Here is a 23,691-nt window from a genome sequence, read left to right on the forward strand (position 1 = left end):
GGACGACCCGAGTCGAGAGCCGCGCCCGGACCGGCGGCCGGGACCGGCCGCCGACGGATCAGGTCAGGTACTCGACGTCGTCGTACAGGATCGGTGCGTCCTCGGCGTCCGGATCCTCGACCGGGACGTCCTCGTGCTCGAGGATGACCGCGACGCCCGGGGAGACCAGCACGCAGACCTCGCGCTCGCCGGCGACCGTGAAGCTCACCATGTCGCCGCGGTTGCGCACGGCCTCGACCAGGCGCTTCTCGAGCTCCTCGGTGTCGAGGGAGACGGCGAGGAGGAAGCGGCGGCCGTCGATGCTGAGCGTGGTGCGCCGCATCGTCGCCTCGGGCTCGGGAGGCGTGCCCCGTCCGCCGCGGCCCGGCGTGACCGCCTTGACCCGCAGCGACGAGGCGTGCATCCGGATGACGGCGTTCACGAGCCCGCCTCCGGGCGCGACTCGTGGTGGCGGCGGCCGCCGGAGCGGCGGTCCTCCTTCATCTCGGACTCGAAGAGGTGGCGGCGTCCGCCTGCGAGCTCGTCGCGCGCGGCGCGCTCCTGCTCCCGGAACGCGGCGTAGTAGGTGTCGTCGTAGTCCTCGACGATCTGGAAGGTCCAGCGCCCCTCGATGACGTTGCGGCCGACGAGCTCGGCCTCGATCCGCTCGGCGGTCGCGGCGTGGCCGGCCTCGCGCAGCGCGTCGACGGCCTCGCCCAGAGCGAGGTCGGCCGCGCCGGTGAGCCGGTGGAAGCCGTAGAGCAGACCGCGGGCATGCTCGACCGTCTCGAGCGCCTCCGAGAGCTTCCCGAGCGCCGCCACGGTGGCGTCGTCGAGACCCTCCGGGCGCAGGTGCGCGGAGTCGGGGTGGTCGTGTGAGCTGCTCATCCAGGTGAGCTTAGGCCGACCTAAATGCTCTGTGACCCCCTTGCGCCGCCGCCGGGAATGGTTCGTGCCCGGAGCGGCAGGGCGGTCAGGTGCACGTCGCGGAGCACTCCGTCGTCGGCGATGGCCGTCAGGAAGGTGCAGGCCGGCTGGCGCCTCCGATCCGTCGGGGAGCCCGGGTTGAGCAGGCGGAGACCCGCCGGGGAGACGGTGTCCCAGGGGATGTGGCTGTGCCCGAAGACGAGCACGTCGGAACCCGGATGGGCGGCGTCGGCGCGGGTCTCGCGGCCGGTCGCCGCTCCGGTCTCGTGCACCACGCGGACGTCGAGGCCGGCGATGCGCGCGCGCGCGACCTCGGGCAGGCGGGCGCGCAGCGGCTCCGGATCGTTGTTGCCCCACACGGCCAGCAGGAGCGCCGCCCGCTCCTCCAGCGCGTCCAGCGTCGCCTCGTCGACCCAGTCGCCCGCGTGCACGACCAGGTCTGCCTCGTCGACCGCGTGCCACACCTCGTCCGGGAGGGCCTTCGCCCGCTTCGGGAGGTGCGTGTCGGCGAGCAGGAGGAGGCGGACCGGACCGTCGACCTCGGGTGGAGAGCCGTCGGGGCCGGGCTGGAGCAGGGGCATCAGCGGGCGGGGCCGGGCGTCGGCTCCACTCCGCCGTCGGCGCCGGGCTCGGTCGCGGTGCCGGAGCTGCGGAGGCGGGCGTCGAGCGCCTCGAGGTCGGCGGCGAACCAGAGGTGGTCGCCGCGGTTCGACTCGACGACGAAGGCCTGCAGCGCGCTCGACTCCGCCACCGGTCCGCTGACGTCGCCGAGGATCACCAGCCGCTTGCCGTACGAGACGAACTTCTGCACGAACTCGCCGGCGATGCCGGAGCGCAGGCGGAGGAACTCGGGGTCGAGCCGGCCGACGGGCACCACGATCGTCTCGACATCGCCGCCGTAGGTCTCGCCGATGAGCGCGATCGCGTCGTCCGGGGTCGAGAGCGCGCCTCCGTCGTCGTCGACGAGCAGGAGGGGGACGCCCTGGCGGGTCTCGGTTCTCATCGGGCCAGCCAAGCACGTCGGCCGGGGAGAGGCGAGCAGTGCCGTCCGGGCCTCCGCTCGGGGCGTCCCCTCCTGCGCCGGTCGTGCTTGCGGGGACACGCCGATCAGGCGTCCGGACGGGCTGCCCGCACCGCCGCTACGAGCCCGGCAGCTCGACGCGGCGCTTGAAGCCCACGTGCGAGTCGACGAAGCCCAGGCGCAGGTAGAAGCGGTGGGCGTCGGTGCGGGCGGCGTCCGAGGTCAGCTGGACGAGCGGCGTGCGGAGCTCGATCGCAGCGACGTCCAGCACCCAGCGCATCAGGGCCGTGCCGATCCCCGCCGACCGCTCGGCGCTCGCCACCCGGACCGCTTCGACGAGCAGGCGGGAGCTGCCGCGGCGCGCCATCCCGGGGATCACGGTCAGCTGCAGCGTGCCCACCACGGCTCCGGTGCGGTCGATCGCGACCACGAGATCGTTGCCCGGGTCCTGCGCGATGCTCCGGAAGGCGGCCTCGTAGGCGGCCTCGTCCTCCTCGGCGGCGACGTCTCCGCGCCCGGCGCTGATCGGGTCGTCGGAGAGGAGCCGGACGAGCGCGGGGAGGTCGTCGAGCACCGCGCGGCGGAGGAGGAGGCTCCTCTCCCCGGGGCCGGCGTCGCAGGGGAGGGTCAGGTCGGCGATCATGCCCTCATCCTCCCTCTGCTCCACGGCGGGAGCGGTCGTCGGAGGCGGGCAGGAAGCGGCTGAGAGCGACAGGGGGATCCTGGTGCCCGGTCCGCACGTCCACGCGCCGCGTCCCGCAGCCGACGCAGCGGACGTACACGACGACGCCCTCGCTGGTCCGGTGGGCCGACTCGGTCGTCCAGCCGTGCTCGTGCGGATCGACGGCGGGAGCGAGCGGCTCGGAGGGGTGCGGGGAGGGGGCGGAGGTGCGCATGGGAGCCACTGTGCTGTCATGGTCTTATGCAGCTCAACCCTTACGGCGAGTACGCGGTCCTGCTCGCCGCCTCCCTCGCGAACGACTGGCCGTCCGACCGCGAGGGCATCGAGGCGCGCACGCGCGAGTTCGGCATGACGATGGCCTTCGAGTCCGGCCCGGACGACCACGCCCGGACACGCGACGTGATCGACGAGTGGCTGGAAGTGGTCGACGCGCCGACTCCGAGCGACCGGGCGACGTCGCTGAACCGCCAGATGGCCGCGATCGCCGCGTATCCGCGCCTGACCGACCACGACGACGAGGGCTGGCACCTGCACTACCGCGACCGGGACCAGTCCCTGGCGCACGTCCTCCACGCCGTCATCGCGGTGGGCACGGCGCTGCACCTGACGACCCGGGGGATGAGCCGTCTCCTGCGGTGCGAGGCCGGTCGGGCGCCGGGCGACCACTGCAGGAACGTCGTCGTCGACGTGACGCGGAACGGCCGGCAGCGGTACTGCTCCGTCCGCTGTGCGAACCGGGCCGCGGTCCGGCGGCACCGCCTGCGGCACGCGGAGTGAGTCCGCGCGGCCCCGTCACTCCGCCGCGTCGCCGCCCGGCTTCATCCAGAACGGGGAGTAGTGGTAGCCGTCGAGGTCGTCGAACTGGCGCTGGTACATGAAGGGGTAGTCGTCGGTGTCGCCGATCCGGCCTCCCGCGGCGGCGGCCCGCTCGACGAGCTCGTCGACGGCCGCGCGGCTGTCGAGGTCGAACGAGACGGTCACCTTCGAGGGGGTGCCGGGGGCGCCGATCAGCTCCTCGGTGGCGCCGACGCTCTCGTACATCGCGCGGCTCGCCAGCATGACGGACGTGTCGGGACCGATCGCGAAGCAGGAGACGTCCTCGCGGGACATCTCGGCGTTCAGGGTCCAGCCGAGCGCGGTGTAGAAGGCGGTGGCACGCTCGACGTCGTCGACCGGACAGGTGATGAAGAGGCTCATGCGCTCACCCTCGCCACCTGCGGGCGGGCCGTCAAGAGCTCCGCGAGGGAACTCCGGACGGCCCGCCGGGACTCAGCGGAACGACCGCAGCCGCAGGCTGTTCAGCACGACGAAGACGCTCGAGAACGCCATCGCGGCGCCGGCCACGAGCGGCCCCAGGAGTCCGGCCATCGCGAGCGGGATCGCGGCCACGTTGTAGGCGAAGGCCCAGAAGAGGTTGCCCCGGATGACCGCGAGGGTGCGGCGCCCGAGGCGCAGGGCGTCGGGCACCCGGCCGAGGTCGTCGCCGACGAGGGTGATGTCGCTCGCCTCGATCGCCGCGTCCGATCCGGCGCCCATCGCGATCCCCACGTCCGCGGCGGCCAGCGCGGCGGCGTCGTTCACACCGTCGCCGACGAAGGCGACGTGGCGGCCCTCCGCACGGAGGCGCTCGATCACGGCGAGCTTCTCCTCCGGCAGCACCTCGGCGACGACCTCGTCGATGCCGACGGCCGAGGCGACGGCCTGCGCCGCCCGCGGGTTGTCGCCGGTCAGGACCATCACCCGCAAGCCCCGCTCGCGCAGGGCGCGGACGGTGCGGGACGCCTCCGGCCTCGGCTCGTCGCGGAGGACCGCGAAGCCGCGCAGCGCCCCCTCCCAGCCGACGCCGACGACGGTGCCGCCCTCGGCGGTCGCTCGCTCGGCGCGCTCGGCGAGACCGCCCGGCGCGAAGCCCCACTGCTCCTCCAGCCAGCGCAGCCGGCCGGCGACGACCAGGCGGCCCTCGACCCGGGCGCGCACGCCGAACCCGGTGCTGGAGCGGAATCCGGTCGCCTCGGGGACGTCGAGGTGCGCGGCCCCGGCCACGATCGCTGCGGCGAGCGGATGCTCCGACCCGCGCTCGACGGCGGCGAGCAACCGCAGGCTCTCGTCGTCGCTGGACTCGACGACCTGGAACGCGCCCGTGGTGAGCGTGCCGGTCTTGTCGAGCACGACCGTGTCGATCCGGCGCCCGGCCTCGAGCACCTCCGGCCCGCGGAGGAGGATCCCGAGCTGGGAGCCGCGGCCGGTGCCGACGAGGACGGCGGTCGGGGTGGCCAGGCCCAGCGCGCACGGGCAGGCGACGACGAGGACGGCGACGGCGGGAGAGACGGCGGCGGCGAGGTCGGCGCCGGCGATCAGCCAGCCGGCGAGGGTGGCCAGGGCGAGCACCACCACGACCGGCACGAAGACGGAGGAGACGCGGTCGGCGAGCCGCTGGACGCGCGCCTTGCCGGCCTGCGCGTCCGAGACGAGGCGGCCCATCCGCGCGAGCGTGGTCTCGGAGCCGACGCGGTCGACGCGGACGGTGAGCAGGCCGTGCGCGTTGAGCACTCCGCCGGTCACGGTCGAGCCCGGGCCGACCTCGACCGGCACGCTCTCGCCGGTGAGCATGCTCGCGTCGATCGCGCTCGAGCCCTCGAGCACGGTGCCGTCGGCGGCGACGGTCTCGCCGGGGCGCACGCGGAGGAGGTCGCCGACGGCGAGCGAGGACGCGGGCACGCGCTCCTCCTGTCCGTCGGCGGCGACGCGCACGGCGTCCTTCGCGCCGAGGCGGAGGAGCGCCCGGAGCGCCGCACCGGCGTCGCGCTTCGACCGCGCCTCCAGGTAGCGGCCGGCCAGCACGAGGACAGGGACGGCGGCGGCGACCTCGAGGTAGATCTCGTCGTGGCCGGACCGGCTGCCCAGCAGCTCGAACGGCATGCTCATGCCCGGCCGCCCGGCGTCGCCGAGGAACAGAGCCCAGACCGACCAGGCGAAGGAGGCGCTGACACCGAGGCTGATCAGGGTGTCCATGGTGGTGGTGCCGTGCCGCAGCGCCCGCCAGGCGTTGCGGTGGAAGGGGAGCGCGCCCCAGACCGCGACCGGCGAGGCGAGGGCGAGGCACAGCCACTGCCAGTTCGCGAACTGCAGCGGCGGGATCATCGAGAGCAGGACCACCGGCACGGCGAGCAGGGCGGAGACGCGGAGCCGGGTGCGCAGGGCGCGCCGCTCGCGGTCGTCGTCGCTCTGCTCCTCCTGCTCCTCCGCGGGAGCCGCCTCGCCGGTGGAGGGGACCGTCGCGCTGTAGCCCGCGGCCTCGACGGCGGCGATCGCGTCGGCCGGAGTCGTGCCGGGCGGGAGGGTCAGCGTCGCGCGCTCGAGGGCGAGGTTGACGGTCGCGTGGACGCCGGGGAGCGCGTCGAGGCGCTTCTCGACCCGCGCGACGCAGGAGGCGCAGGTCATCCCTCCGATGGCGAGCTCGAGCGGGGTGCCGGTGGTCTCGGCCACGTCAGCTCAGGGGAGCGAGGCGGTAGCCCGCGTCGGCGACGGCGGCGGCGATCTCCTCGCGGCCGAGCGGCCGGGAGGAGCCGACCGTGACGGTCGAGACCCCGTCGGGGGCGAGGGACACGTCGACCGCCGAGACCTCGGGGTAGGCGGCGAGCTCCTCGGTGACGCTGCGGACGCAGTGCTCGCAGGTCATGCCCGCGACGCCGAAGCTCTGCACGGACGCGGCGGACAGGGAGCCCTGCGCCGCGTGGCCGGCGTCGGAGCGGCCGGCGCCGCCGTGGCCGCCGCACGCGCAGGCGCCGCCTCCGCCGCAGCCGCACCCTCCCGTCGATCCGCTCGCGGTCAGGCCGAGGTCGATCCTGGTGCTCATGGGTCCTCCTGTGTGGTGCGTCCGGTCCGATCCGGTCGATCGGCTCCGTGGGCGTCCGGTCGGCACGCCGGTCGCGGCATACCCCCGGGGGGTACTCCATGGTAAGCCCGCCGAGCCCTCTCGGCAAGGCGGGAGGGCGGAGGAGGGATGATCTCAGGGGCGGCTCGGAGCCGCGCGAGGAGGGAGGGGCGCATGGATCCCGCATCGACGCCGCACTGGGGCGAGCCCCCGCCGCGCACGCCGCCGGCGGTCCCGCTGCCCCCGCGCACGCGGTTCGAGCCGACGGCGCTGCTCGCCGCGCCCCTGCCCGCCCCGGCCGCCGTCCGGGCCCGGGTCCGTCAGGCCGCCCCGGAGCGGCAGCGCCGGCTGGCGGCGCTCGCCGCGGTCACCGAGGGGTTCGCCGTCCTGCGCACTCCCGAGCTCGCCCGGGCGCTGCGCCGGATCGCGGCACCCGCCTCCGCCGCTCCGGCCGCCGCCGCCGCGGTGCTGGCCGTCGGCCGCGACGGACTCGAGCTCGCCGCCGAGCGCGCAGACGCCCTGCGCATCGCCGAGTGGGATCGGATCGTCTCGGTGGGCGTCGGCACCTCGCCCTCGGGTGCCCACCGGGTCCGCGCGCTGGTCCTGGCGGTCCTCGCCCCGCCGCCCGCCTCCGCCGTCCTGCGTGCGGCGAGGCGGCGCCCGCGCACCGTCCTCGTGCCCCTGGTCGTCGCCGCCCCGGCCGCCCTCGGCTGGCGCGTGGCCGACGACCGCACGTTCCTCCTCGCTCTCGAGCGCCTCCAGCGCGCCCTCGAGGAGCGTGCCCGGTGAGGGCGCGGCTCCGCTTCGCCCTCGCGGCCGTCGCCGTGCTCGGCCTGGGCCTGGCGCTGCGGTTCGTGCTCACGGGGCTGCTCGCCGACCTCGCCGGCGGAGTGGCCTACGTCGTGCTGGTGGCGCTGCTGATCGCGGTGCTCCTGCCGCGCATCCCGGGCGTGACGGCTGCCGGGATCGCGCTGGCCTGGTCGATCGCGATGGAGCAGCTGCAGGCGATCGGAGTCGCGGCGCGCCTGGTCGAGCTGTGGGCGCCGCTCCGCCTCGTCGTCGGCACCACCTTCTCCTGGCTCGACATCGCGGCCTACGTCCTCGGCGCGGTCGTCGCCGCGGCCGTGCACCTCGCCGTCGCTCCGCGCGAGCAGTCCGCCTGACGGGAGTCCGCGCCCCCCGTCTTCTGTTCGCCCGTCGGCCGGGCTGCCGCGGGGCGTCCCGGCGTCCGCCGAGGCGCCGGCCTCGCCCACCGGACCGCCGAGGTGTTCGTGCGCTCCCCGAGGCGCCGCCGTCCCCGCGGTGCCTCGCCGGCGGACGCGGTGTCTCGCCGCAGGAGCGACGCCGACCGGAGGAGCGACGCCGACCGCCGGAGCGGCGCGGTCCCTCCGCCCCCGCGCCCCTGATTAGGGTGAAGCCATGAGCGAGCCGGCACTCCCCGAGACGACGGCCCCGCGGGCCTCGGCCCCGCACGACCACCGCCGCGACCGGCGCATCCCCGAGCCCGTCGACCGGTTCGCCACCGGCGAGGAGTACCCCGAGTACCGCGTCGACCTGGAACGGATCCGCTTCTCGCCCTACTTCGCCCGCCTCTCCGCGGTGACCCAGGTCATCTCGCCCTCGGGCGTCGGCCAGGTCGTGCACAACCGGCTCACGCACTCGATCAAGGTCACCGCGGTCGCCCGCGCGATCGCGATGCAGCTGACCACCACCGATCCCGCCCAGCGCGAGCTGGTCGAGCGGCTCGGCGGCTGCGACCCGGTGGTCGTGCAGGCCGCGGCCAGCGCGCACGACCTCGGCCACCCTCCGTTCGGCCACCTCGGCGAGCAGGCGCTCGACCGCCTCGCGCGCGAGCGGCTGGGGCTCGCGGAGGGCTTCGAGGGCAACGCGCAGTCGTTCCGGATCCTCTCCGAGCTCGACGTCTGCGAGACGGTGGAGGTGGGGCTGAACCTCACCGCCGCCTCCCGAGCCGCCGTGCTCAAGTACCCGTGGGGGCGGACGGTCCACCGCCCCGGCATCGACTCCGCCGACCCGACCGAGCTGCCCCGCGGCTCGACCGCCAGCCGGTGGGAGACCGCTCCGCCGAAGTTCTCGGCGTACACCCTCGACCTCGACGACCTGCTCGACGCCCGCTCCGGCTTCGCCGCGATCGCCCCCTGGCAGCAGACCCTCGAGTGCTCGGTGATGGACGTCGCCGACGACATCGCCTACTCGCTGCACGACCTCGACGACTTCTACCGCGCGGGAGTGCTGCAGCAGGCGGCCGTCGCCGTGGAGTTCCGCGCGTTCCTCCGCGAGCAGAACGCGCTCGCCGCCCTCGACGCCGAGGAGCTGTGGGCGCGCGCCCCCGGGCACTCGCTCGAGATGCTCCGCCGGAGGCTCGTGGCCCGCGACCCGTGGATCGCGAGCGACGAGCACTTCCGCGCCTCCGTGGAGCGGGTGTCGACCGAGCTGGTCGAGGGGCTCCTCGCGCTCCCGTTCGACGGATCGACGCGCACCGAGCGCGCGATCGAGGCGTTCGTCTCCTCCTGGATCGGCCGTCTGCAGCGCTCCGTGGTGGTGCTCGCCGAGCCGAACGTCCGCTCGGGCCACCTCTCCCTCCTCCCCGACGCCTGGCACGACGTGGCCGTGCTGAAGTTCGTGCACACCCGCTTCGTGATCGATCGGCCGGACTTCGCCACCTACCAGCGCGGCCAGTCGCAGGTGCTCGAGACGCTGGTGACCCACCTCGACGCCTGGCTCGAGGATCCGCGCGACGGCTCGCGGGCTCCGCAGAAGCTGCTCGACCTGATCGAGCTCGCGACCGACGGCTACTTCCGCCTGCGCGCCGACCACCCCGACTGGCTCCCGTCGGACGAGCGCGGCCGGCCGACCTCCGACCCGGCCGCGCTGCAGCGGCTCGGCCGGGGGCGCGGTGTGGTCGACTACGTCGCGACCCTGACCGACGAGCAGGCGATGGCGCTCGCCGCCCGCCTCCGCGGCGATCGCGAGCCGTGGGCGATGGGGACCTGACGCCCCGGCGGGTGGGTTGACACCGCGCGTCGCGTGTGGACTCGGCGGCTCCTCGCCCGTCGTTCCGGGGGAGGAGCCCCCGCCCGGCCGCCGAGGACGCGTTCCGCGACCGCCCAGCGGGCGTCCAGGAAGCGCAGCCTGAACGACAGCGTAAAATCACGGAGGCACATGCCAGGATCGACAACTCGACAGGGAGTTCCGTTGGACGGAAACGCAACGACCACGCACCGCAACGTCGCATTGCTGTCCGTCGCGACCACGCTGGCTCCGCGCGTGACCACCTCGGCCGAGATCGAGGCGCGGCTCGCTCCGGCGCTCAAGCGCCTGCGGCTCCCCACCGGGCTCCTCCAGCGCGTCGCCGGAGTGCACGAGCGCCGCAACTGGGGCTCCGAGCAGGGCTTCGACGGAGCGGCGATCGACGCGGGCAAGCGCGCTCTCGCCGAGGCCGGCGTCCGCGCCGACCAGATCGGCCTGATCATCAACACGTCGGTGACCCGCAAGCACCTCGAGCCCTCGGTCGCCGTGCGCCTGCACCACGGGCTCGGCCTGCCCTCGTCGGCCATCAACTTCGACATCGCGAACGCGTGCCTCGGCTTCGTCAACGGCATGACCCTCGCCGCGCAGCTGATCGACTCCGGCCAGATCCGCTACGCGCTCATCATCGACGGCGAGGACGCCGACGAGATCCAGGTCAACACCATCGAGCGCCTGAGCCGCGAGGGCGTCAAGCGCAAGGACTTCATGAGCGAGTTCGCGAGCCTGACCCTCGGCTCCGGCGCCGCGGCGGCCGTCCTCGGCCCGGCCGACGAGCACCCCAAGGGCCACCGCATCCTCGGCGGCATCACCCGCGCGGCCACGCAGTTCAACGAGCTCTGCGTCGGCAGCGTCGACGGCATGTTCACGGACGCGAAGGCGCTGCTCAAGGGCGGCATGGAGCTCGTCCTCTCGGCGTGGAAGGAGGCCACCCGCGACTGGAACTGGAGCGGGATGGACCGCTACATCACGCACCAGGTGTCGGACGTGCACACCGACGCCCTGGTGAAGGCGGTCGGCATCGACCGCAGCCGCGTCCCCACGACCTACCCCACCCTCGGCAACGTCGGCCCGGCGTCGATCCCGATCACCCTGGCCCAGGAGGCCGAGACCCTGCAGCCCGGCAACCGGGTGCTGCTCATCGGAGTGGGCTCGGGCATCAACACCGCGATGCTCGAGATCGCCTGGTGACCGCGCCCCACCCGGCCGAGCGGATCCGCGGAGCGCTCGGCTCCACGGCCGCCGCGCAGCTGCCCCCGGCCGGGCTCGACGGGCTCGATCCCGCGTGGTCGCGCCTCGTCGACGCTCCGGACGCCCAGGGCGTGCCGCGCCGCTGGCACCTGCTCGACACGGGCGAGGCCCTCGGCACGGAGCCCGTCGGCACCGTCCTCTGCGTGCACGGCAACCCCACCTGGTCCTACCTCTGGCGCCGCCTCGCGGCCGCCACGCTCGAGTCCGCCCGCCGCGGAGGCCCCGCCTGGCGGGTGGTCGCTGTCGACCAGCTCGAGATGGGCTTCTCCGAGCGGACCGGCGCCCTGCACACGCTCGCCGACCGCGTGCGCGAGCTCGCCAACCTCACCGACGTGCTCGGCCTCGACGACGTGGTCACCCTCGGCCACGACTGGGGCGGAGTCGTCTCGCTGGGCTGGGCGGTGGACCACCCGGAGCAGCTGCGCGCCACGATGCTCCTGAACACCGCGATCCACCAGAGCGCCGACGAGCCGATCCCGGCCCCGCTCCGGCTCGCGCTCGCCTCGGGCGTGCTCGGCGCCTCGACGGTCGGCACGCCGGCCTTCCTCGAGACGACCCTCGCGCTGGGGCACCCCGCGCTGCCCTCCGCGGTGAAGGAGGGGTACCGCGCGCCCTACCGGTCCGCGTCGCGCCGCGGCGGAGTGGGCGGCTTCGTCGCCGACATCCCGGTCGACTCCGCGCACCCGAGCGACCCGGAGCTGCAGCGCATCGCCGAGGGCGTCAGCGCCCTGACGACGCCGGCCCTGATGCTCTGGGGCCCGCTGGACCCGATCTTCTCCGACCGCTACCTCGACGACCTCGTCGACCGCCTCCCGCACGCGCAGGTCCACCGCTACGAGGGAGCGGGCCACCTGGTGGCCGAGGACGTCGACTACGCGTCCGCCGTCCTCACCTGGCTGGGCGACCTCTCCGACGGCGAGGAGCCGTTCGGCGGCGACCCCGCCCCCGACGTCCGACGCCCGACCGCGCCGGTCGAGCCGCTCTGGGCGCACCTCGACCGCAACGCGCAGGACGACTCGCTCGCCCTGGTCGAGATGGCGCCTCCCGGAGGCGGCGGGCCCCGCTCGGTCTCGTGGCGCCTGCTCTCGCAGCGGGTCCGCGAGCTCGCCGCCGGGCTAAGCGTCTCCGGCGTCTCCCCGGGCGACCGCGTCTCGCTCCTCGTGCCGCCCGGCGCCGACCTGACGGCGCTGCTCTACGCGTGCCTGCGCATCGGAGCCGTCGTGGTCGTCGCCGACGCGGGCCTGGGCCTGCGCGGTCTCACCCGCGCGGTCCGCGGCGCCTGGCCGGATCTGGTGGTCGGCGCCCTGCCCGGCCTCACCGTCGCGCGGGCCCTCCGCTGGCCCGGCGGCCGGGTCTCGACGCAGACCCTGCCCCGCGCCTCCGCCTCGGCCCTCGGGGTCGACACCTCGCTCGGGCAGCTGATCGAGCTCGGCCGTGCCGAGCTGGCCGCCGACCCGGAGGCGCTGGGCGAGGCGCCCGCCGCCGACGCCGTGGCCGCGATCCTGTTCACCTCCGGCTCGACCGGCCCCGCCAAGGGCGTCGTCTACACGCACCGGCAGCTCGCCGGCGTCCGCGACGCGCTCGCCCGCCAGTACGGGATCGGACCGGGCACCGGCCTCGTCGCGGGCTTCGCGCCGTTCGCCCTGCTCGGTCCCGCGCTGGGCACGCGCTCCGCCACTCCGGACATGGACGTCACCGCGCCCCGGACGCTCACCGCGGCCGCCGTCGCCGCGGCCGCCGCCCGGGTCGACGCGACCGTGCTGTTCCTCTCGCCGGCCGCACTGGCCAACGTCGTGGCCACCGCCGGCGCGCTCGACGCCGACGACCACCGCGCCCTCGCCGGCGTGCGCACCTTCCTCTCGGCCGGGGCCCCCGTCTCGGCGGGACTGCTCGGCGAGGCGCAGGCGCTCATGCCGAACGCCTCCGCCCGCACTCCCTACGGCATGACCGAGGGGCTGCTGCTCACCGACGCGTCGCTGGAGGGCATCCGCGAGGCCGCCGCCGATGACGATCCGCGCGGAGGCGTCTGCGTGGGCGTACCCGCCGCGGGCGTCCGGCTGCGGATCGCCCCGCTCGACGCCGACGGCCGCGCCGCGGACGAGCCGGAGGAGATCACCGGCACGACCGGCGAGATCGTCGTCTCGGCCGGTCACGTCGAGGACCACTACGAGCGCCTCTGGCTCACCGACCGTGCCGCCCGCGTCGGCGCCGTCCCGGGTGAGCGCTGGCACCGCACCGGGGACGTCGGGCGGATCGACTCCGCCGGCCGCCTCTGGGTCGAGGGCAGGATGCCGCACGTCGTCGTCACGCCCGACGGTGTGGTCACGCCGGTCGGACCCGAGCAGCGGATCGAGGCGCGCGTCGCCTCGGTCGCCCGCGCCGCGATCGTCGGAGCCGGCCCGCGCGGAGTCGCGCAGCTGGTCACCGTGGTCGAGCTGCGCTCGGGCGCGCGCCGCGTGGTGCTGGCCGAGGAGGCCCTCGCCGCCGAGGTGCGCGCGGCCGTCGACCGGCCCGTCGCCGCGGTGCTGGTCGTCCCGGCGCTGCCCACCGACATCCGCCACAACTCCAAGATCGACCGGGCCGCGCTCTCGCGCTGGGCCGAGGGCGTGCTCGCCGGCGGCCGGATGGTGGCGCCGTGAGGGTCCTGGTCACCGGCGCGAGCGGCCTGCTCGGCGGTGCGGTGGCCGCGGGCCTCGTCGCCCAGGGGCACGAGGTCCGCACCTTCCAGCGCCGGCCCTCCGGGGTCGCGGGCGTCGAGGAGGCGCGTGGCTCGCTGACGGATCCGCGCGCGGTCGAGGAGGCCGTCGACGCGGCCGAGGGCGTCGTCCACCTCGCCGCGAAGGTCTCGCTCGCCGGCGATCCGGGCGACTTCGACCGTGTGAACATCGACGGCACCCGGCGTCTGCTCGCCGCCGCCGCCCGCGCCGGCGTGAGCCGCTTCGTCCAGATCTCGTCGCCCTCCGTCGCCCACTCCGGCTCCTCGATCACCGGCGACGACGCCGAGCCCGCCGATCCGGACCGGGCCCGCGGCGACTACGCGCGCACCAAGGCCCGCGCCGAGCTGCTGGCCCTCGCTGCCGACGCCCCCGGCTTCGCGGTGGTCGCCGTGCGCCCGCACCTGGTCTGGGGTCCGGGCGACACCCAGCTCGTCGCCCGCATCGTCGAGCGGGCGCGCGCCGGCCGTCTGCCGCTCCTCGGGCACGGCCAGGCGCTGATCGACTCCACCTACATCGACAACGCCGCCTCGGCGATCGTCGCCGCTCTCGGGCGGGCGGAGGAGGTGCACGGCCGCTCCTACGTCGTCACCAACGGCGAGCCGCGCCCGGTCGCCGAGCTGCTCGCCGGGATCTGCCGCGCCTCGGGCGTCGAGCCGCCGCGCTGGTCCGTCCCCGCCTCCGTCGCCCGCGCCGCGGGCTCGCTCGTCGAGCGCGTGTGGGCCGTGCGGCCCGGCGCCGATGAGCCGCCGATGACCCGCTTCCTCGCCGAGCAGCTCTCGACCGCGCACTGGTTCGACCAGCGCCGCACGCGCGCCGATCTGCAGTGGAGCCCGTCGGTCACCCTCGACGAGGGACTGGCCCGTCTGTCCGCCGCCCGCTGAGGCGCCGGCTCCCGAGACAGAGGAACGGACGGGACCCCGTCGCCGAGGCGAGGGGGTCCCGTCCGTCCGGGGGCTCCCGCGACGGATCGCGGGAGGGGAGCCGAGGTCAGTCGGCGAGGATGAGATACAGCGCGCGACGGGTCTCATCGAGCTTGGCGGACGCGGCGGCGCGCTGCGCCTCGGTCGCTCCGCGGAACTGCTGCACGACGCCCATCAGCTTGCCGACGTTCTCCATGAAGGCGCGATCGGCGTCGCTCGCGCCGGGAGTGGCCTCCCAGGCCGCGTCGAGCTCGTCGGCGTGCTCGCGCACGTAGGTGCCGCCCGCGTCCGTGAGCTGGTACTCGGTGCCGCGGCCCTCGCCGACGGCCGTGATGAGGCCCTCGTCGACGAGCTGCTGGAGGGTGGGGTAGACGGAGCCGGGGCTGGGACGCCACGATCCGTTCGTCTTCTCGGCGATGGCCTTGATCAGGCCGTAGCCGTTCGAGGACTTCTCGGAGAGGAGGGAGAGGAGAGCCGCGCGGACGTCACCGCGTCGGGCGCGTCCTCCGCCGCGGCCGAAGGGGCCGCCGAAGCCGGGGCCGAAGCCCGGGCCGAAGCCGAAGCCGGGCCCGAAGCCGCGGCCGTGACCGCCGGGTCCGCGGCGCTGTCCGCGGCCGGGGTGCTCGTGGCGGGAGGAGTGGTCGCCGTCGCAGGAGTCGCGGCGGTCGTCGGAGAAGAAGGTCCTGGAGTTCATGGGTGTGCTGCTCTCTGTCGTGAGGGGATCCCTTTCGATCGGATCCGGTCGCCCGTCGGGAGCGGCTGCTCCCGATCTGTCGGCGATGCAGTAACGATATATCGGTGACGGATCGGATGTCAACACCTGAATTGCCCGTAGCCTGGGAGCTCCCCGTCGATCGAGAGGTCCCGCATGCCGCGTCCCGACTCCGAGCTCGAGGCGTACCTCGACTCCTCCCTCCTCGCCGGGGACGTCCTCACCGGCCGCGCGAGCAACCTCGGCAACCTGCGCGGCCTCGCCGCCCGCGAGCCCGCGCACCTCTACGGGGTGGACGTGGCCGAGGACTGGACGTTCGAGAGACTGCTCGCGCTGATGGGGGAGCGCGTGGGGATCAGCACCGACCCCTCCTTCGAGAGCGGGCAGGACCGGATCGACGCCCGCCTGACGGTCGCGGGGCTCGCCCGCTACCGCGAGCGGTTCGCCGCCGCTGTCCGCGAGGGGGCGCTCCTCCTGTTCGCCACCGCGCACCCCGCGACCCTGATGGACGTCTACCGCCGCTTCGCTGCTGCCGCGACGGAGCGGGGCGCCCGCGTGATCGACGTGAACGCGCTCCCGTTCGCCGCCCCCGACGGCATCCGCGTGCCTCTCGCGGACGAGCACCAGGCCCTGTGGTGCACCGGCGGGGTCACCTGCGTCTACCGCGGGGGAGGGCTGCAGCACACGCACTCGCCGGAGCCGATGGACGCGCTGCTCGACCGCCTCGACGAGCTCGGCGTCCGCCCCGACCTGGTCGTCGCCGACCACGGCTTCGCGGGCGCGGCCGGCCGGCGGGGGCTGCCGGTCATCGCGATCGCGGACTGCAACGACCCGGCGGTATTCGTCGCCGAGGCGCAGGGCTCGATCGAGGTGGTCGTCCCGATCGACGACGGGCTGGCCGTCCACCTCTACGAGCCGGTGATCGACTTCGTCCTCCGCGCCCTCTCGGAGCCCGCGCGCACCTGACGGCTCGTAGAATCGCCTTCGGCTCGTCGCGATCCCGGATCCGACGGGCCGACCGTTTTCGCGAGTCCCCGCACTCGCCCACCACTGCAGACGGAGCATCCGTGACCCAGCCCCACGACGGCCTCCTCCCGCGCTTCGCCGTCGGCGTCGACATCGGGGGGACGTCGATCAAGGCGTCCCTCGTCGACGTCACCACCGGCGAGCGGGCGGCTCGGCGCTTCGCGGTCGCGAACCCGCTGGGCAAGGAGCCCGAGGACTTCGCCGAGGCGATCGCCGGAATCGTCCGGGACGTCTCGCCGATCGCGGGCACGCCCGTGGGCGTCGGCTTCCCCGGGATCGTCCGCGGCGGCGTCGTCCGCCAGACCACCCACGTCTCGCAGCGCTGGGTCGGGCTCGACGCGCAGGTCCTCCTCTCGGAGGCGACCGGGGTCGACGTCGTCGTCGTCAACGACGCGGACGCGGCAGGGGTCGCCGAGCGCGAGTTCGGCGCGATGCGCGGACGCGAGGGCCTCCTCCTGCTGACCACCCTCGGCACCGGCATCGGGACGGCGCTCGTCCACGAGGGCGTGGTGATCCCCAACTCCGAGCTCGGTCACCTGCACATCGACGGTCCCGACTTCGAGCCGAAGGTCGGCTTCTCGGCCGTCCGGCGCGAGGGCATCACCCTCGAGGAGTGGGCGGGTCGCCTCAGCGTCTACTACCGGCACCTCGAGATGCTGCTCTCGCCGCAGCTGTTCGTGATCGGCGGCGCGGCGGCGCACGTCTTCGACGAGTTCGCCCGCTTCCTCGACATCGGCACCGAGATCGTCCCCGCCCGCTTCGGCAACGACGCCGGATTCACGGGCGCCGCGATGGTCGCCGTCTCGCCCGACCGCCTCGCGCCCTGGTACCGCTCCACCCGCGGCGCCCGCCTCGACCCCGGGGCGCCCGCCATCGCCGACTGACCCCCTCCCTTCATCGAGGGAGCCCCGACCCGTCGAGGTGACCCGGCGGAGCGGGGTCCCTCGACGGTCCGGGGTTCCCTCAGCGGGCCGACAGGCCGCGGTAGACGGCGTCCAGCCGGGCGGCGGCGGCCGGCCAGGAGTGGGCGGCCGCCCAGTCGACGCCGCCGCGGCCGAGTCGCGCCAGCTCGCCGGGCGAGCCCAGCAGGGTCAGGATCGCCTCGGCCCACGCCGCAGGGGAGTCGGAGTCGAGCAGCACGCCGCTCCCGCCGTCGCGCACCGCGTCCACCAGGCCGGTCGTCCTGCGCGCGAGTACCGGAGTGCCGCTGCCGGCCGCCTCGAGCGCGATGAGCCCGAAGGTCTCGGCCGCCGAGGGCACGAGCGCCAGCTGCGCGCTCCGGAGCCGCTCCGCCACCCGGTCGCGGTCGGCGGCCCCCTCGATCAGCACGCGGTCCCCCAGCGGAGCCGCCGCGGCGCGCACCGCGTCGAGGTAGGACTCCCGGCCCGGTGCCGCCCCGCCCACCAGCCGCAGCACCGGCCGCTCCGCCGGCGCCATCGCCGCGAGCGCCTCGACCGCCAGCAGCTGGCCCTTGAGCGGCTGCACCCGGCCGACCAGGACGACTCCGGAGCGCTCGCCGCCGCCCGGGCGGAACCGCGCGTCGACTCCGGGCGGCACCACGACGACCCGGTCCGGATCCGCGCCGTACCCGCTGACGACGTCCTCCCGCTCCGAGGCGCCCGCCACCACGATCGCGTCGGCGGAGGCGAGCACGGAGCGCTCCGCGTCGATCCGCTGCTGCGGCTCCGCGACGTCGCCCGGGGCGAGCCGGGCGTTCTTCGCGAGCGAGCCCGAGTGCATCGAGTGCACGTGCGGCCTGCCGGTGAGCGCCCCCGCGAGGCCCGACACCCAGTAGTGGGAGTGCACGACGTCGGCCCCCTCCGCGGCGCGCGCGAACTCCGGCGCCGCGGCCGCCAGCGCGTACTTGTCGCCCGCCGGCACCGGCACGCCGACCACTCGCACACCCGGCGCGAGCATCCGGACGCCCTCGCCGCGGGTCAGCACCTCGATCTCCCAGCCGAGCGCAGCCAGCTCCGGGAGCACCGCCGCGAGGTACACGTTCATCCCGCCCGCGTCGCCCGTCGACGGCTGCTCGAGCGGGGAGGTGTGCGCCGAGACGACGGCCAGACGGGGCATCCCTCCATCGTAGGGACGGCCGTGCGTCCTCCACGGATCCCGGCCCGCGGCTCGCAGCGCCTCCGGAATCGGGTTGAATAGACGGATGCGCTCGTTCGAGCGCGGAGAGCGTGAGGTCCATGGCCCGCCAGAGTCCCCCCGGTGAGGTGCTGCCGTCGGCCGCACCCGGGCCGGTGACCGCCGGCCACGAGCCCTTCTCCGAGCAGGACATCCGCGCCCTCGTCGGAACCGCCGCCGTCGAGAAGGGCACCGCGTACGCGGACGAGGGCCGCGTGCGCGAGCTGCAGTGGTTCGGCGGCCGCACCCGCCTCTTCGGCCAGGTCCGCGGATCCGGGCGCTCGCCGTACGCCGTGAGCGTGCAGCTCCGCGACGAGGGCGAGCACTGGACCCTCCTCGGCGGCGCCTGCAGCTGCCCGGTCAAGCACGAGTGCAAGCACGTCGCGGCCGTCCTGATCGAGGCCCTGCGCCGCGAGCGCGAGGGCGGAGTGGCCGGTCCCTTCCCGGGCGAGGCCGCTGTCGACGCCGTCCCGGAGTGGCGCAGCGCGCTCGCCCCGCTCCTCGCCGGCGCGGAGCGCTCGCACACCGGCATCCCGCTCGGCCTGCAGTTCGAGCTGCTGCCCGGCGAGCCCGTGCGTCGCCCGCCCGGCCGCTACAACTCCTACCGGCCGCCGCCCGAGCCGCGCCCGCGCCTGGGCGTGCGCCCGGTGCGGATGGGCGACCGCGATCGCTGGGTCCGCACCGGCACCAGCTGGCGTGACCTCGGCTACCTGCACTACAGCCACGACTACGACGAGCGCCAGATCGACGTGATCCGCGAGATGCAGGGCCTGCTCTCCGGGCACAGCGCCTCCAGCTACTACTCGCCCGACACCTGGCTCTACCTCGACCAGTGCCGGAGCGAGGCGATCTGGGCGGCCCTGCACGGAGCCGTCCGCGCGGGCATCGGCCTGGTGATGGGCGACCGCGACCAGACGCCGCTGAAGATCCTCGACACGACGGCCACCGCCTCCATCGACGTCACGCGCACCGCCGCCGGCCTCGAGCTGCGCTCGCTCGTCGCCATCGGCGACCACCCGGCGCCCGAGGAGTTCGGCTTCATCGGCGACCCGGCCGTCGGCCTCTACACCTGGGAGGGCGGCGACGAGATGCGCGCCCGCCCGGTCACGCTCATCCCGTTCGCCGCGCCGCTGCTGTCCTCCGCGCGCACGTTCCTCTGGAGCCGCGAGGCCATCCGCATCCCGGTGGCCGAGGAGTCGGCGTTCCTCACCGAGCACTACCAGCGGCTGCACCGGCTGTTCGACATCGTCTCCCGTGACGGCTCCTTCGAGGCGCCGGCGGTGCCCGAGCCGCGCCTCGGCCTCACCCTCGAGCACACCGACGGCGCGGGCCTGCGCGGCTCGTGGTGGTGGCGCTACGGAGTGGAGGGAGCGCGCGGCGGCGTGGACGCCGAGCGGCTCCCGCTGCGGGTCGGCGAGGACGCGGGCTACCGCGACCCCGAGGCCGAGCAGCGGATCCTCGACTCCCTCGTGGGAGCGGGTCTCGACCCGGAGTCGACGCCTGCCCTGGTGTCCCCGTCGAGCAGGCGCCTGCGCCCCACCTTCGACCTGCGCGGCATGCAGACCGTCGGCTTCCTCACCGGCGAGGTCGAGCGGCTCCGCGAGCTCGGCACCGTCGAGATCGAGGAGATCGGCGAGCGCGTCGAGTACCGCGAGGCGCAGACCGCGCCCGTGGTCGCCGTGCAGACCGTCGCCCAGCCCGACAGCCGCGACTGGTTCAACCTCGAGATCTCCGTCACCGTCAACGACGAGGCGGTCCCGCTGGCCGAGATCTTCCTCGCGCTCGCCCGCGGCGACGAGTACATGGTGCTGCCCAGCGGCGTCTACTTCGCCCTCGACGACGAGCGGTTCGGCCGCCTCCGCGAGCTGATCGCCGAGGCCCGCGAGCTCTCGGACGACCCCGGCGAGACCCTGCGGATCAGCCGGTTCCAGTCCTCCCTCTGGGACGAGCTGGTCGAGCTGGGCGTCGTGGAGGCCCAGGCCGCCGCGTGGCGCCGCTCCGTGGAGGGGCTCTCCGGCTTCACCGCGACCGGTGCACTGGAGTCGCGGGTCCTGCCCGAGGGCTTCGCCGTGGAGCTGCGGCCCTACCAGCAGCTCGGCTACGACTGGCTCTCGTTCCTCTACGACAACCAGCTCGGCGGCGTGCTCGCCGACGACATGGGCCTGGGCAAGACCGTGCAGTCCCTCGCCCTGGTCACCCGGGTGATGCAGGAGCAGCGCGCCGCGGCCGCGGAGGCGGGCACCTCGCCGCGCCCGTTCCTCGTCGTCGCGCCCACCAGCGTGGTGCCCAACTGGGTCGGCGAGGCCAAGCGCTTCGCCCCGGACCTCCGCGTCGTCGGGATCGACGAGACGTCGAAGAAGAAGCGGAAGGCGCTCTCCAGCGTCATCGGCGAGGCCGAGCTGGTCGTCACCTCCTACGCCCTGTTCCGGCTCGACTACGAGTCGTACTCGGGCATCCAGTGGTCGGGGCTCCTCCTCGACGAGGCGCAGTTCGTCAAGAACCGCCAGTCGGCGACGCACCAGCTCGCGCGCCGGCTCGACGTGCCCTTCAAGCTCGCCATCACGGGAACGCCGATGGAGAACAACGTGATGGAGCTCTGGTCGCTGCTGTCGATCGTCGCTCCGGGCCTGTTCCCCTCGCCCGCCGGGTTCGTCGAGTTCTACCAGAAGCCGATCGAGCGCGAGGCCGACAGCGAGAAGCTCTCGCAGCTGCGTCGGCGCATCCGCCCGCTGATGCTGCGGCGCACCAAGGAGCTCGTCGCCAAGGAGCTGCCGCCCAAGCAGGAGCAGACCCTCGAGGTCGAGCTCGGCCCGAAGCAGCGGAAGGTCTACGACACCTACCTGGCGCGGGAGCGGCAGCGCGTGCTGGGCCTGATCGGCGACTTCGAGAAGAACCGCTTCGCGATCTTCCGCGCGCTGACCGTGCTGCGCCAGGTCGCGCTCGACGCGGCACTGGTCGACGAGGCGCACGAGAGCGTGCCCTCGACCAAGCTCGACCTGCTCGACGAGCTGCTGGGCGACGCCCTCGGCGAGGGGCACCGCGTGCTGGTGTTCAGCCAGTTCACGCGGTTCCTCGGCCGGGTCCGCGGCCGGCTGGACGCGGCGGGCATCGAGTACGCCTACCTCGACGGAGCGACGAAGAAGCGCGACGAGGTCATCGAGCGGTTCCGCTCGGGCGCGGCGGGCGTGTTCCTGATCTCGCTCAAGGCCGGCGGCTTCGGGCTCAACCTCACCGAGGCCGACTACTGCATCCTGCTCGACCCGTGGTGGAACCCCGCCACCGAGTCGCAGGCGGTCGACCGCGCGCACCGCATCGGCCAGACCCGCTCGGTCATGGTCTACCGCCTGGTCGCGAAGGACACGATCGAGGAGAAGGTGATGGCCCTCAAGGAGGCGAAGGCCGCGCTCTTCGCCGCGGTCATGTCGGACGACGGCGCGGCGGCCACCGGCGGGATCACCGCCGAGGACGTGCGCGAGCTGCTGGGCTGAGCGCCGCCGCTACTCGCGCACCTGCTCCAGCAGGGTCGTGACGGCGGCGCGGGTGTCGGCGGCGAGTCGTCCGAGGCGGTGCGCGGCACGGATCGATACCGGCCGGTACGGGTGCACGAGCCGCCGGGCCGCCGTGCAGGGCAGCGCGAACGCCGCGACGACGCCCGCGTCGATCCCGTCGAGTCCGCCGTCGTCCCGGCCGAAGACGAGCTCCCGACCCTCGCGGGCGAGAGCCTCCGGCAGGTCGGCCTCGCCGATCGGGAGGCGCAGCACGGCGAGCAGGCCGGCCGCCTGCACCCGGCGCGGCAGCGGGCGTCCGAGGCGTCCCGCCGCGTGCACCGTGAAGAAGTCGGCCTGCCGCTCGAGGATGCCCGTGACCGTCTCGGCGAGGCGTTCCATCTCGGGGTGCAGCGAGAGCCGGGCGAGCCGGCGGTAGCCGTGCACCGCGACCCGGGCGTCCACCGCGAGGGCCAGCGCGACGGGGCCGGCGAGGGAGGCCGCGGCGCGGTCGAGGAGCGGGCGTGACCTCACCGTCGGCTCCGGCGGGCGGATGTCGATGCCGCGGATCTGCGGCGAGGCCGCGAGCACGTCGCCCAGGGCGTCGGCGATCCGGTGCCGCTCGGCGGCCCAGACGGACGCGAACGCGCGGACCTGCTCGTCGGGGTGGGCGCGCGCGAGGGGGAGCACCCGGGCCACGGTGGCGTGCTCGATCGCCCGCAGGTACGCGGTGGCGACGATGGCCTCGCGGTCCAGCGGCACCTCCTCGAACTCGCGCACCGAGAAGTGCTCGCGCAGGGCGCCGTGCGCGCTGCGGTGGTGGTCCTCGAGGTCGAACGGTTCCGCGATGCCCACGTCGTGCTCCTCCGCTAGTCCGGTCCCTCCATCCTGGGCCCCCGGTGCGAGAGGCGGAAGAGCACGCGCCCATCCCTGGGACACTGGGAGCCGGTCGTCAGGCGGCCGGGGGAGCGGGGCGGGATGAGCGGGGCCCGGACCTCGGCGATCGGCGCCGTCCTCCTCGCCGCCGTCTGCTTCGGCACGACGGGGACCGCCCAGGCCCTCGGAGCGGCGGGCGTGGATCCGATCCTCCTCGGGGCGGCGCGCATCGTCCTCGGCGGCGCCCTGCTGGCCGCTCTCCTCGGCGTGGAGGCTCTGCGCCGGCGGAGCCGCTCCCGCCCGACCCGCGCCGTCGTGCTGCTCGTCGTGCTCGGAGCGGTCGGCGTCGCCGCGTACCAGCCCGCCTTCTTCACCGGCACCGCGCAGAACGGCGTCGCGGTCGGTACGATCGTCGCCCTCGGCTCCGCTCCCGCCTTCACCGGCCTGCTGGAGTGGCTCGTCCTGCGGACGACCCCGGGCCCGCGCTGGTTCGCCTCGACCGCGCTCGCCGCGGTCGGCGTGGTGCTCCTCAGCGGCGGCGGATCCGGCGGCGTGACGCTCCCCGGCCTCGCCGCCTCGGCCGGCGCCGGCGCCTCCTACGCGCTCTACGCCGTCTGCGGCAAGCTGCTGCTCGAGCGCGGGCTCAGCCCCGTCGCCGCCATGGGAGCCCAGTTCGGAGCCGCGGCGCTGCTCGCGCTCCCGTTCCTGCTGCTGGGCGATCCGTCGCGGCTCTCCGGCTCGATCCCGGCCGTGCTCTGGCTCGGAGTGGTGACGGTCGCCGTGGCCTACACCTTCTTCGCGCGCGGCCTGCGAGTGCTTCCCGCGGCGACCGTCTCGACGCTCACCCTCCTGGAGCCGGCGACCGCGACTCTCCTCGGCGTGGGGGTGCTGGGAGAGCGGCTGACCACGGGAGCCGTCCTGGGCGTCGCGGTGCTGGTGGCGGCGGTGCTGCTGCTGGCGGTGCGGGGGCGCCGCCGTTCCGGTGCGCGGAGAGAGGCGCCGCCGCGCTCCGCGGAGTAGCGTCGACTCCCACCGACCCGACG

At 74.9% G+C, this 23,691-nt stretch carries 23 protein-coding genes; 11 read left to right on the forward strand and 12 right to left on the reverse strand.

Annotated features, from left to right (window positions below):
* Positions 1–58: 58 nt before the first annotated feature.
* The 6 genes from C5C30_RS05435 to C5C30_RS05460 all read right to left on the reverse strand — a co-directional run bounded on the left by C5C30_RS05435 (position 59) and on the right by C5C30_RS05460 (position 2,823).
* Complete coding sequence (locus C5C30_RS05435) at positions 59–421, reverse strand: hypothetical protein (RefSeq protein WP_104224172.1); 363 nt, start codon at positions 419–421, stop codon at positions 59–61.
* A complete protein-coding gene (locus C5C30_RS05440) occupies positions 418–867 on the reverse strand; it encodes a hypothetical protein (protein WP_104224173.1) in 450 nt (149 codons plus the stop codon). Before C5C30_RS05440 ends, C5C30_RS05435 begins: the two co-directional genes overlap by 4 nt.
* Before the next feature lie 20 nt (positions 868–887).
* Positions 888–1,487: a metallophosphoesterase gene (locus C5C30_RS05445; protein ID WP_104333329.1), complete on the reverse strand. Its 600-nt coding sequence runs from the start codon at positions 1,485–1,487 to the stop codon at positions 888–890.
* Positions 1,487–1,909 (reverse strand): DUF4180 domain-containing protein, encoded by a 423-nt coding sequence (locus tag C5C30_RS05450; RefSeq protein ID WP_104247004.1) that lies wholly within the window; start codon positions 1,907–1,909, stop codon positions 1,487–1,489. The genes C5C30_RS05445 and C5C30_RS05450 overlap by 1 nt, the downstream gene beginning before the upstream one ends.
* A 136-nt stretch (positions 1,910–2,045) precedes the next feature.
* On the reverse strand, positions 2,046–2,570 hold the full coding sequence (locus tag C5C30_RS05455; protein ID WP_104268558.1) for a GNAT family N-acetyltransferase: 525 nt from the start codon (positions 2,568–2,570) through the stop codon (positions 2,046–2,048).
* A 4-nt stretch (positions 2,571–2,574) separates the two neighbouring features.
* On the reverse strand, positions 2,575–2,823 hold the full coding sequence (locus C5C30_RS05460; protein ID WP_104268559.1) for a hypothetical protein: 249 nt from the start codon (positions 2,821–2,823) through the stop codon (positions 2,575–2,577).
* Between the two features lie 26 nt (positions 2,824–2,849).
* On the opposite strand from C5C30_RS05460, the gene C5C30_RS05465 reads away from it, so the two are divergent.
* On the forward strand, positions 2,850–3,386 hold the full coding sequence (locus C5C30_RS05465) for a CGNR zinc finger domain-containing protein (protein ID WP_104333330.1): 537 nt from the start codon (positions 2,850–2,852) through the stop codon (positions 3,384–3,386).
* 15 nt (positions 3,387–3,401) lie between these two features.
* Here the strand turns inward: C5C30_RS05465 and C5C30_RS05470 are convergent, their stop codons facing one another.
* From C5C30_RS05470 to C5C30_RS18000, 3 genes are all read right to left on the reverse strand, one after another.
* Entirely contained in the window at positions 3,402–3,806 is a 405-nt protein-coding gene (locus tag C5C30_RS05470) for a VOC family protein (protein WP_104333331.1), read from the reverse strand.
* A gap of 72 nt (positions 3,807–3,878) precedes the next feature.
* Entirely contained in the window at positions 3,879–6,095 is a 2,217-nt protein-coding gene (locus tag C5C30_RS05475) for a cation-translocating P-type ATPase (protein WP_258065808.1), read from the reverse strand.
* A gap of 1 nt (position 6,096) precedes the next feature.
* Positions 6,097–6,465, reverse strand: a complete 369-nt coding sequence (locus tag C5C30_RS18000) for a heavy-metal-associated domain-containing protein (protein WP_104233449.1) — start codon at positions 6,463–6,465, stop codon at positions 6,097–6,099.
* A 192-nt stretch (positions 6,466–6,657) separates the two neighbouring features.
* Between C5C30_RS18000 and C5C30_RS17595 the strand changes: the two genes are divergently transcribed.
* The 6 genes from C5C30_RS17595 (at position 6,658) to C5C30_RS05505 (ending at position 14,377) form a co-directional block, all read left to right on the forward strand.
* Complete coding sequence (locus C5C30_RS17595; protein WP_104261052.1) at positions 6,658–7,272, forward strand: hypothetical protein; 615 nt, start codon at positions 6,658–6,660, stop codon at positions 7,270–7,272.
* Positions 7,269–7,646 (forward strand): DUF2809 domain-containing protein, encoded by a 378-nt coding sequence (locus C5C30_RS17600; protein WP_181027128.1) that lies wholly within the window; start codon positions 7,269–7,271, stop codon positions 7,644–7,646. The genes C5C30_RS17595 and C5C30_RS17600 overlap by 4 nt, the downstream gene beginning before the upstream one ends.
* Positions 7,647–7,902: 256 nt before the next feature.
* Entirely contained in the window at positions 7,903–9,495 is a 1,593-nt protein-coding gene (locus tag C5C30_RS05490) for a deoxyguanosinetriphosphate triphosphohydrolase family protein (protein ID WP_104224182.1), read from the forward strand.
* A 168-nt stretch (positions 9,496–9,663) separates the two neighbouring features.
* Complete coding sequence (locus C5C30_RS05495; RefSeq protein WP_104224183.1) at positions 9,664–10,719, forward strand: 3-oxoacyl-ACP synthase III; 1,056 nt, start codon at positions 9,664–9,666, stop codon at positions 10,717–10,719.
* Entirely contained in the window at positions 10,716–13,418 is a 2,703-nt protein-coding gene (locus tag C5C30_RS05500) for an alpha/beta fold hydrolase (RefSeq protein WP_258065810.1), read from the forward strand. The genes C5C30_RS05495 and C5C30_RS05500 overlap by 4 nt, the downstream gene beginning before the upstream one ends.
* Positions 13,415–14,377: an NAD(P)-dependent oxidoreductase gene (locus C5C30_RS05505; protein ID WP_104224184.1), complete on the forward strand. Its 963-nt coding sequence runs from the start codon at positions 13,415–13,417 to the stop codon at positions 14,375–14,377. Before C5C30_RS05500 ends, C5C30_RS05505 begins: the two co-directional genes overlap by 4 nt.
* Positions 14,378–14,483: 106 nt before the next feature.
* On the opposite strand, the gene C5C30_RS05510 is transcribed toward C5C30_RS05505, so the two are convergent.
* A complete protein-coding gene (locus tag C5C30_RS05510) occupies positions 14,484–15,110 on the reverse strand; it encodes a PadR family transcriptional regulator (protein ID WP_104224185.1) in 627 nt (208 codons plus the stop codon).
* Between the two features lie 174 nt (positions 15,111–15,284).
* On the opposite strand from C5C30_RS05510, the gene C5C30_RS05515 reads away from it, so the two are divergent.
* Together C5C30_RS05515 and C5C30_RS05520 are read left to right on the forward strand one after the other, a co-directional pair.
* On the forward strand, positions 15,285–16,094 hold the full coding sequence (locus C5C30_RS05515) for a phosphatase (RefSeq protein WP_104333333.1): 810 nt from the start codon (positions 15,285–15,287) through the stop codon (positions 16,092–16,094).
* 101 nt (positions 16,095–16,195) lie between these two features.
* On the forward strand, positions 16,196–17,038 hold the full coding sequence (locus C5C30_RS05520; protein ID WP_258065811.1) for an ROK family protein: 843 nt from the start codon (positions 16,196–16,198) through the stop codon (positions 17,036–17,038).
* A gap of 79 nt (positions 17,039–17,117) precedes the next feature.
* On the opposite strand, the gene C5C30_RS05525 is transcribed toward C5C30_RS05520, so the two are convergent.
* On the reverse strand, positions 17,118–18,230 hold the full coding sequence (locus tag C5C30_RS05525) for a glycosyltransferase (protein WP_104333334.1): 1,113 nt from the start codon (positions 18,228–18,230) through the stop codon (positions 17,118–17,120).
* Between the two features lie 119 nt (positions 18,231–18,349).
* On the opposite strand from C5C30_RS05525, the gene C5C30_RS05530 reads away from it, so the two are divergent.
* On the forward strand, positions 18,350–21,775 hold the full coding sequence (locus C5C30_RS05530; protein WP_104224188.1) for a DEAD/DEAH box helicase: 3,426 nt from the start codon (positions 18,350–18,352) through the stop codon (positions 21,773–21,775).
* A 9-nt stretch (positions 21,776–21,784) separates the two neighbouring features.
* Here C5C30_RS05530 and C5C30_RS05535 read toward each other — a convergent pair whose 3' ends face one another.
* A complete protein-coding gene (locus tag C5C30_RS05535; protein ID WP_104225933.1) occupies positions 21,785–22,627 on the reverse strand; it encodes a hypothetical protein in 843 nt (280 codons plus the stop codon).
* 123 nt (positions 22,628–22,750) lie between these two features.
* Between C5C30_RS05535 and C5C30_RS05540 the strand changes: the two genes are divergently transcribed.
* Positions 22,751–23,668, forward strand: coding sequence for a DMT family transporter (locus tag C5C30_RS05540; RefSeq protein ID WP_104295871.1), 918 nt, complete (start codon positions 22,751–22,753; stop codon positions 23,666–23,668).
* Positions 23,669–23,691: the final 23 nt, after the last annotated feature.

The sequence above is a fragment of the Rathayibacter sp. AY2B5 genome, from assembly GCF_002931645.1.
Lineage (GTDB): Bacteria > Actinomycetota > Actinomycetes > Actinomycetales > Microbacteriaceae > Rathayibacter.

Bases quoted from the DNA above. Each gene is read 5' to 3' on its own strand.
- C5C30_RS17595 (WP_104261052.1), top strand. From the start codon at position 6,658: ATGGATCCCGCATCGACGCCGCACTGGGGCGAGCCCCCGCCGCGCACG.
- C5C30_RS05525 (WP_104333334.1), bottom strand. From the start codon at position 18,230: ATGCCCCGTCTGGCCGTCGTCTCGGCGCACACCTCCCCGCTCGAGCAG.
- C5C30_RS05495 (WP_104224183.1), top strand. From the start codon at position 9,664: ATGCCAGGATCGACAACTCGACAGGGAGTTCCGTTGGACGGAAACGCA.
- C5C30_RS05530 (WP_104224188.1), top strand. From the start codon at position 18,350: ATGGCCCGCCAGAGTCCCCCCGGTGAGGTGCTGCCGTCGGCCGCACCC.
- C5C30_RS05510 (WP_104224185.1), bottom strand. From the start codon at position 15,110: ATGAACTCCAGGACCTTCTTCTCCGACGACCGCCGCGACTCCTGCGAC.
- C5C30_RS18000 (WP_104233449.1), bottom strand. From the start codon at position 6,465: ATGAGCACCAGGATCGACCTCGGCCTGACCGCGAGCGGATCGACGGGA.
- C5C30_RS05490 (WP_104224182.1), top strand. From the start codon at position 7,903: ATGAGCGAGCCGGCACTCCCCGAGACGACGGCCCCGCGGGCCTCGGCC.
- C5C30_RS05455 (WP_104268558.1), bottom strand. From the start codon at position 2,570: ATGATCGCCGACCTGACCCTCCCCTGCGACGCCGGCCCCGGGGAGAGG.
- C5C30_RS05515 (WP_104333333.1), top strand. From the start codon at position 15,285: ATGCCGCGTCCCGACTCCGAGCTCGAGGCGTACCTCGACTCCTCCCTC.
- C5C30_RS05540 (WP_104295871.1), top strand. From the start codon at position 22,751: ATGAGCGGGGCCCGGACCTCGGCGATCGGCGCCGTCCTCCTCGCCGCC.
- C5C30_RS05440 (WP_104224173.1), bottom strand. From the start codon at position 867: ATGAGCAGCTCACACGACCACCCCGACTCCGCGCACCTGCGCCCGGAG.
- C5C30_RS05445 (WP_104333329.1), bottom strand. From the start codon at position 1,487: ATGCCCCTGCTCCAGCCCGGCCCCGACGGCTCTCCACCCGAGGTCGAC.
- C5C30_RS05460 (WP_104268559.1), bottom strand. From the start codon at position 2,823: ATGCGCACCTCCGCCCCCTCCCCGCACCCCTCCGAGCCGCTCGCTCCC.
- C5C30_RS05470 (WP_104333331.1), bottom strand. From the start codon at position 3,806: ATGAGCCTCTTCATCACCTGTCCGGTCGACGACGTCGAGCGTGCCACC.
- C5C30_RS05450 (WP_104247004.1), bottom strand. From the start codon at position 1,909: ATGAGAACCGAGACCCGCCAGGGCGTCCCCCTCCTGCTCGTCGACGAC.
- C5C30_RS05465 (WP_104333330.1), top strand. From the start codon at position 2,850: ATGCAGCTCAACCCTTACGGCGAGTACGCGGTCCTGCTCGCCGCCTCC.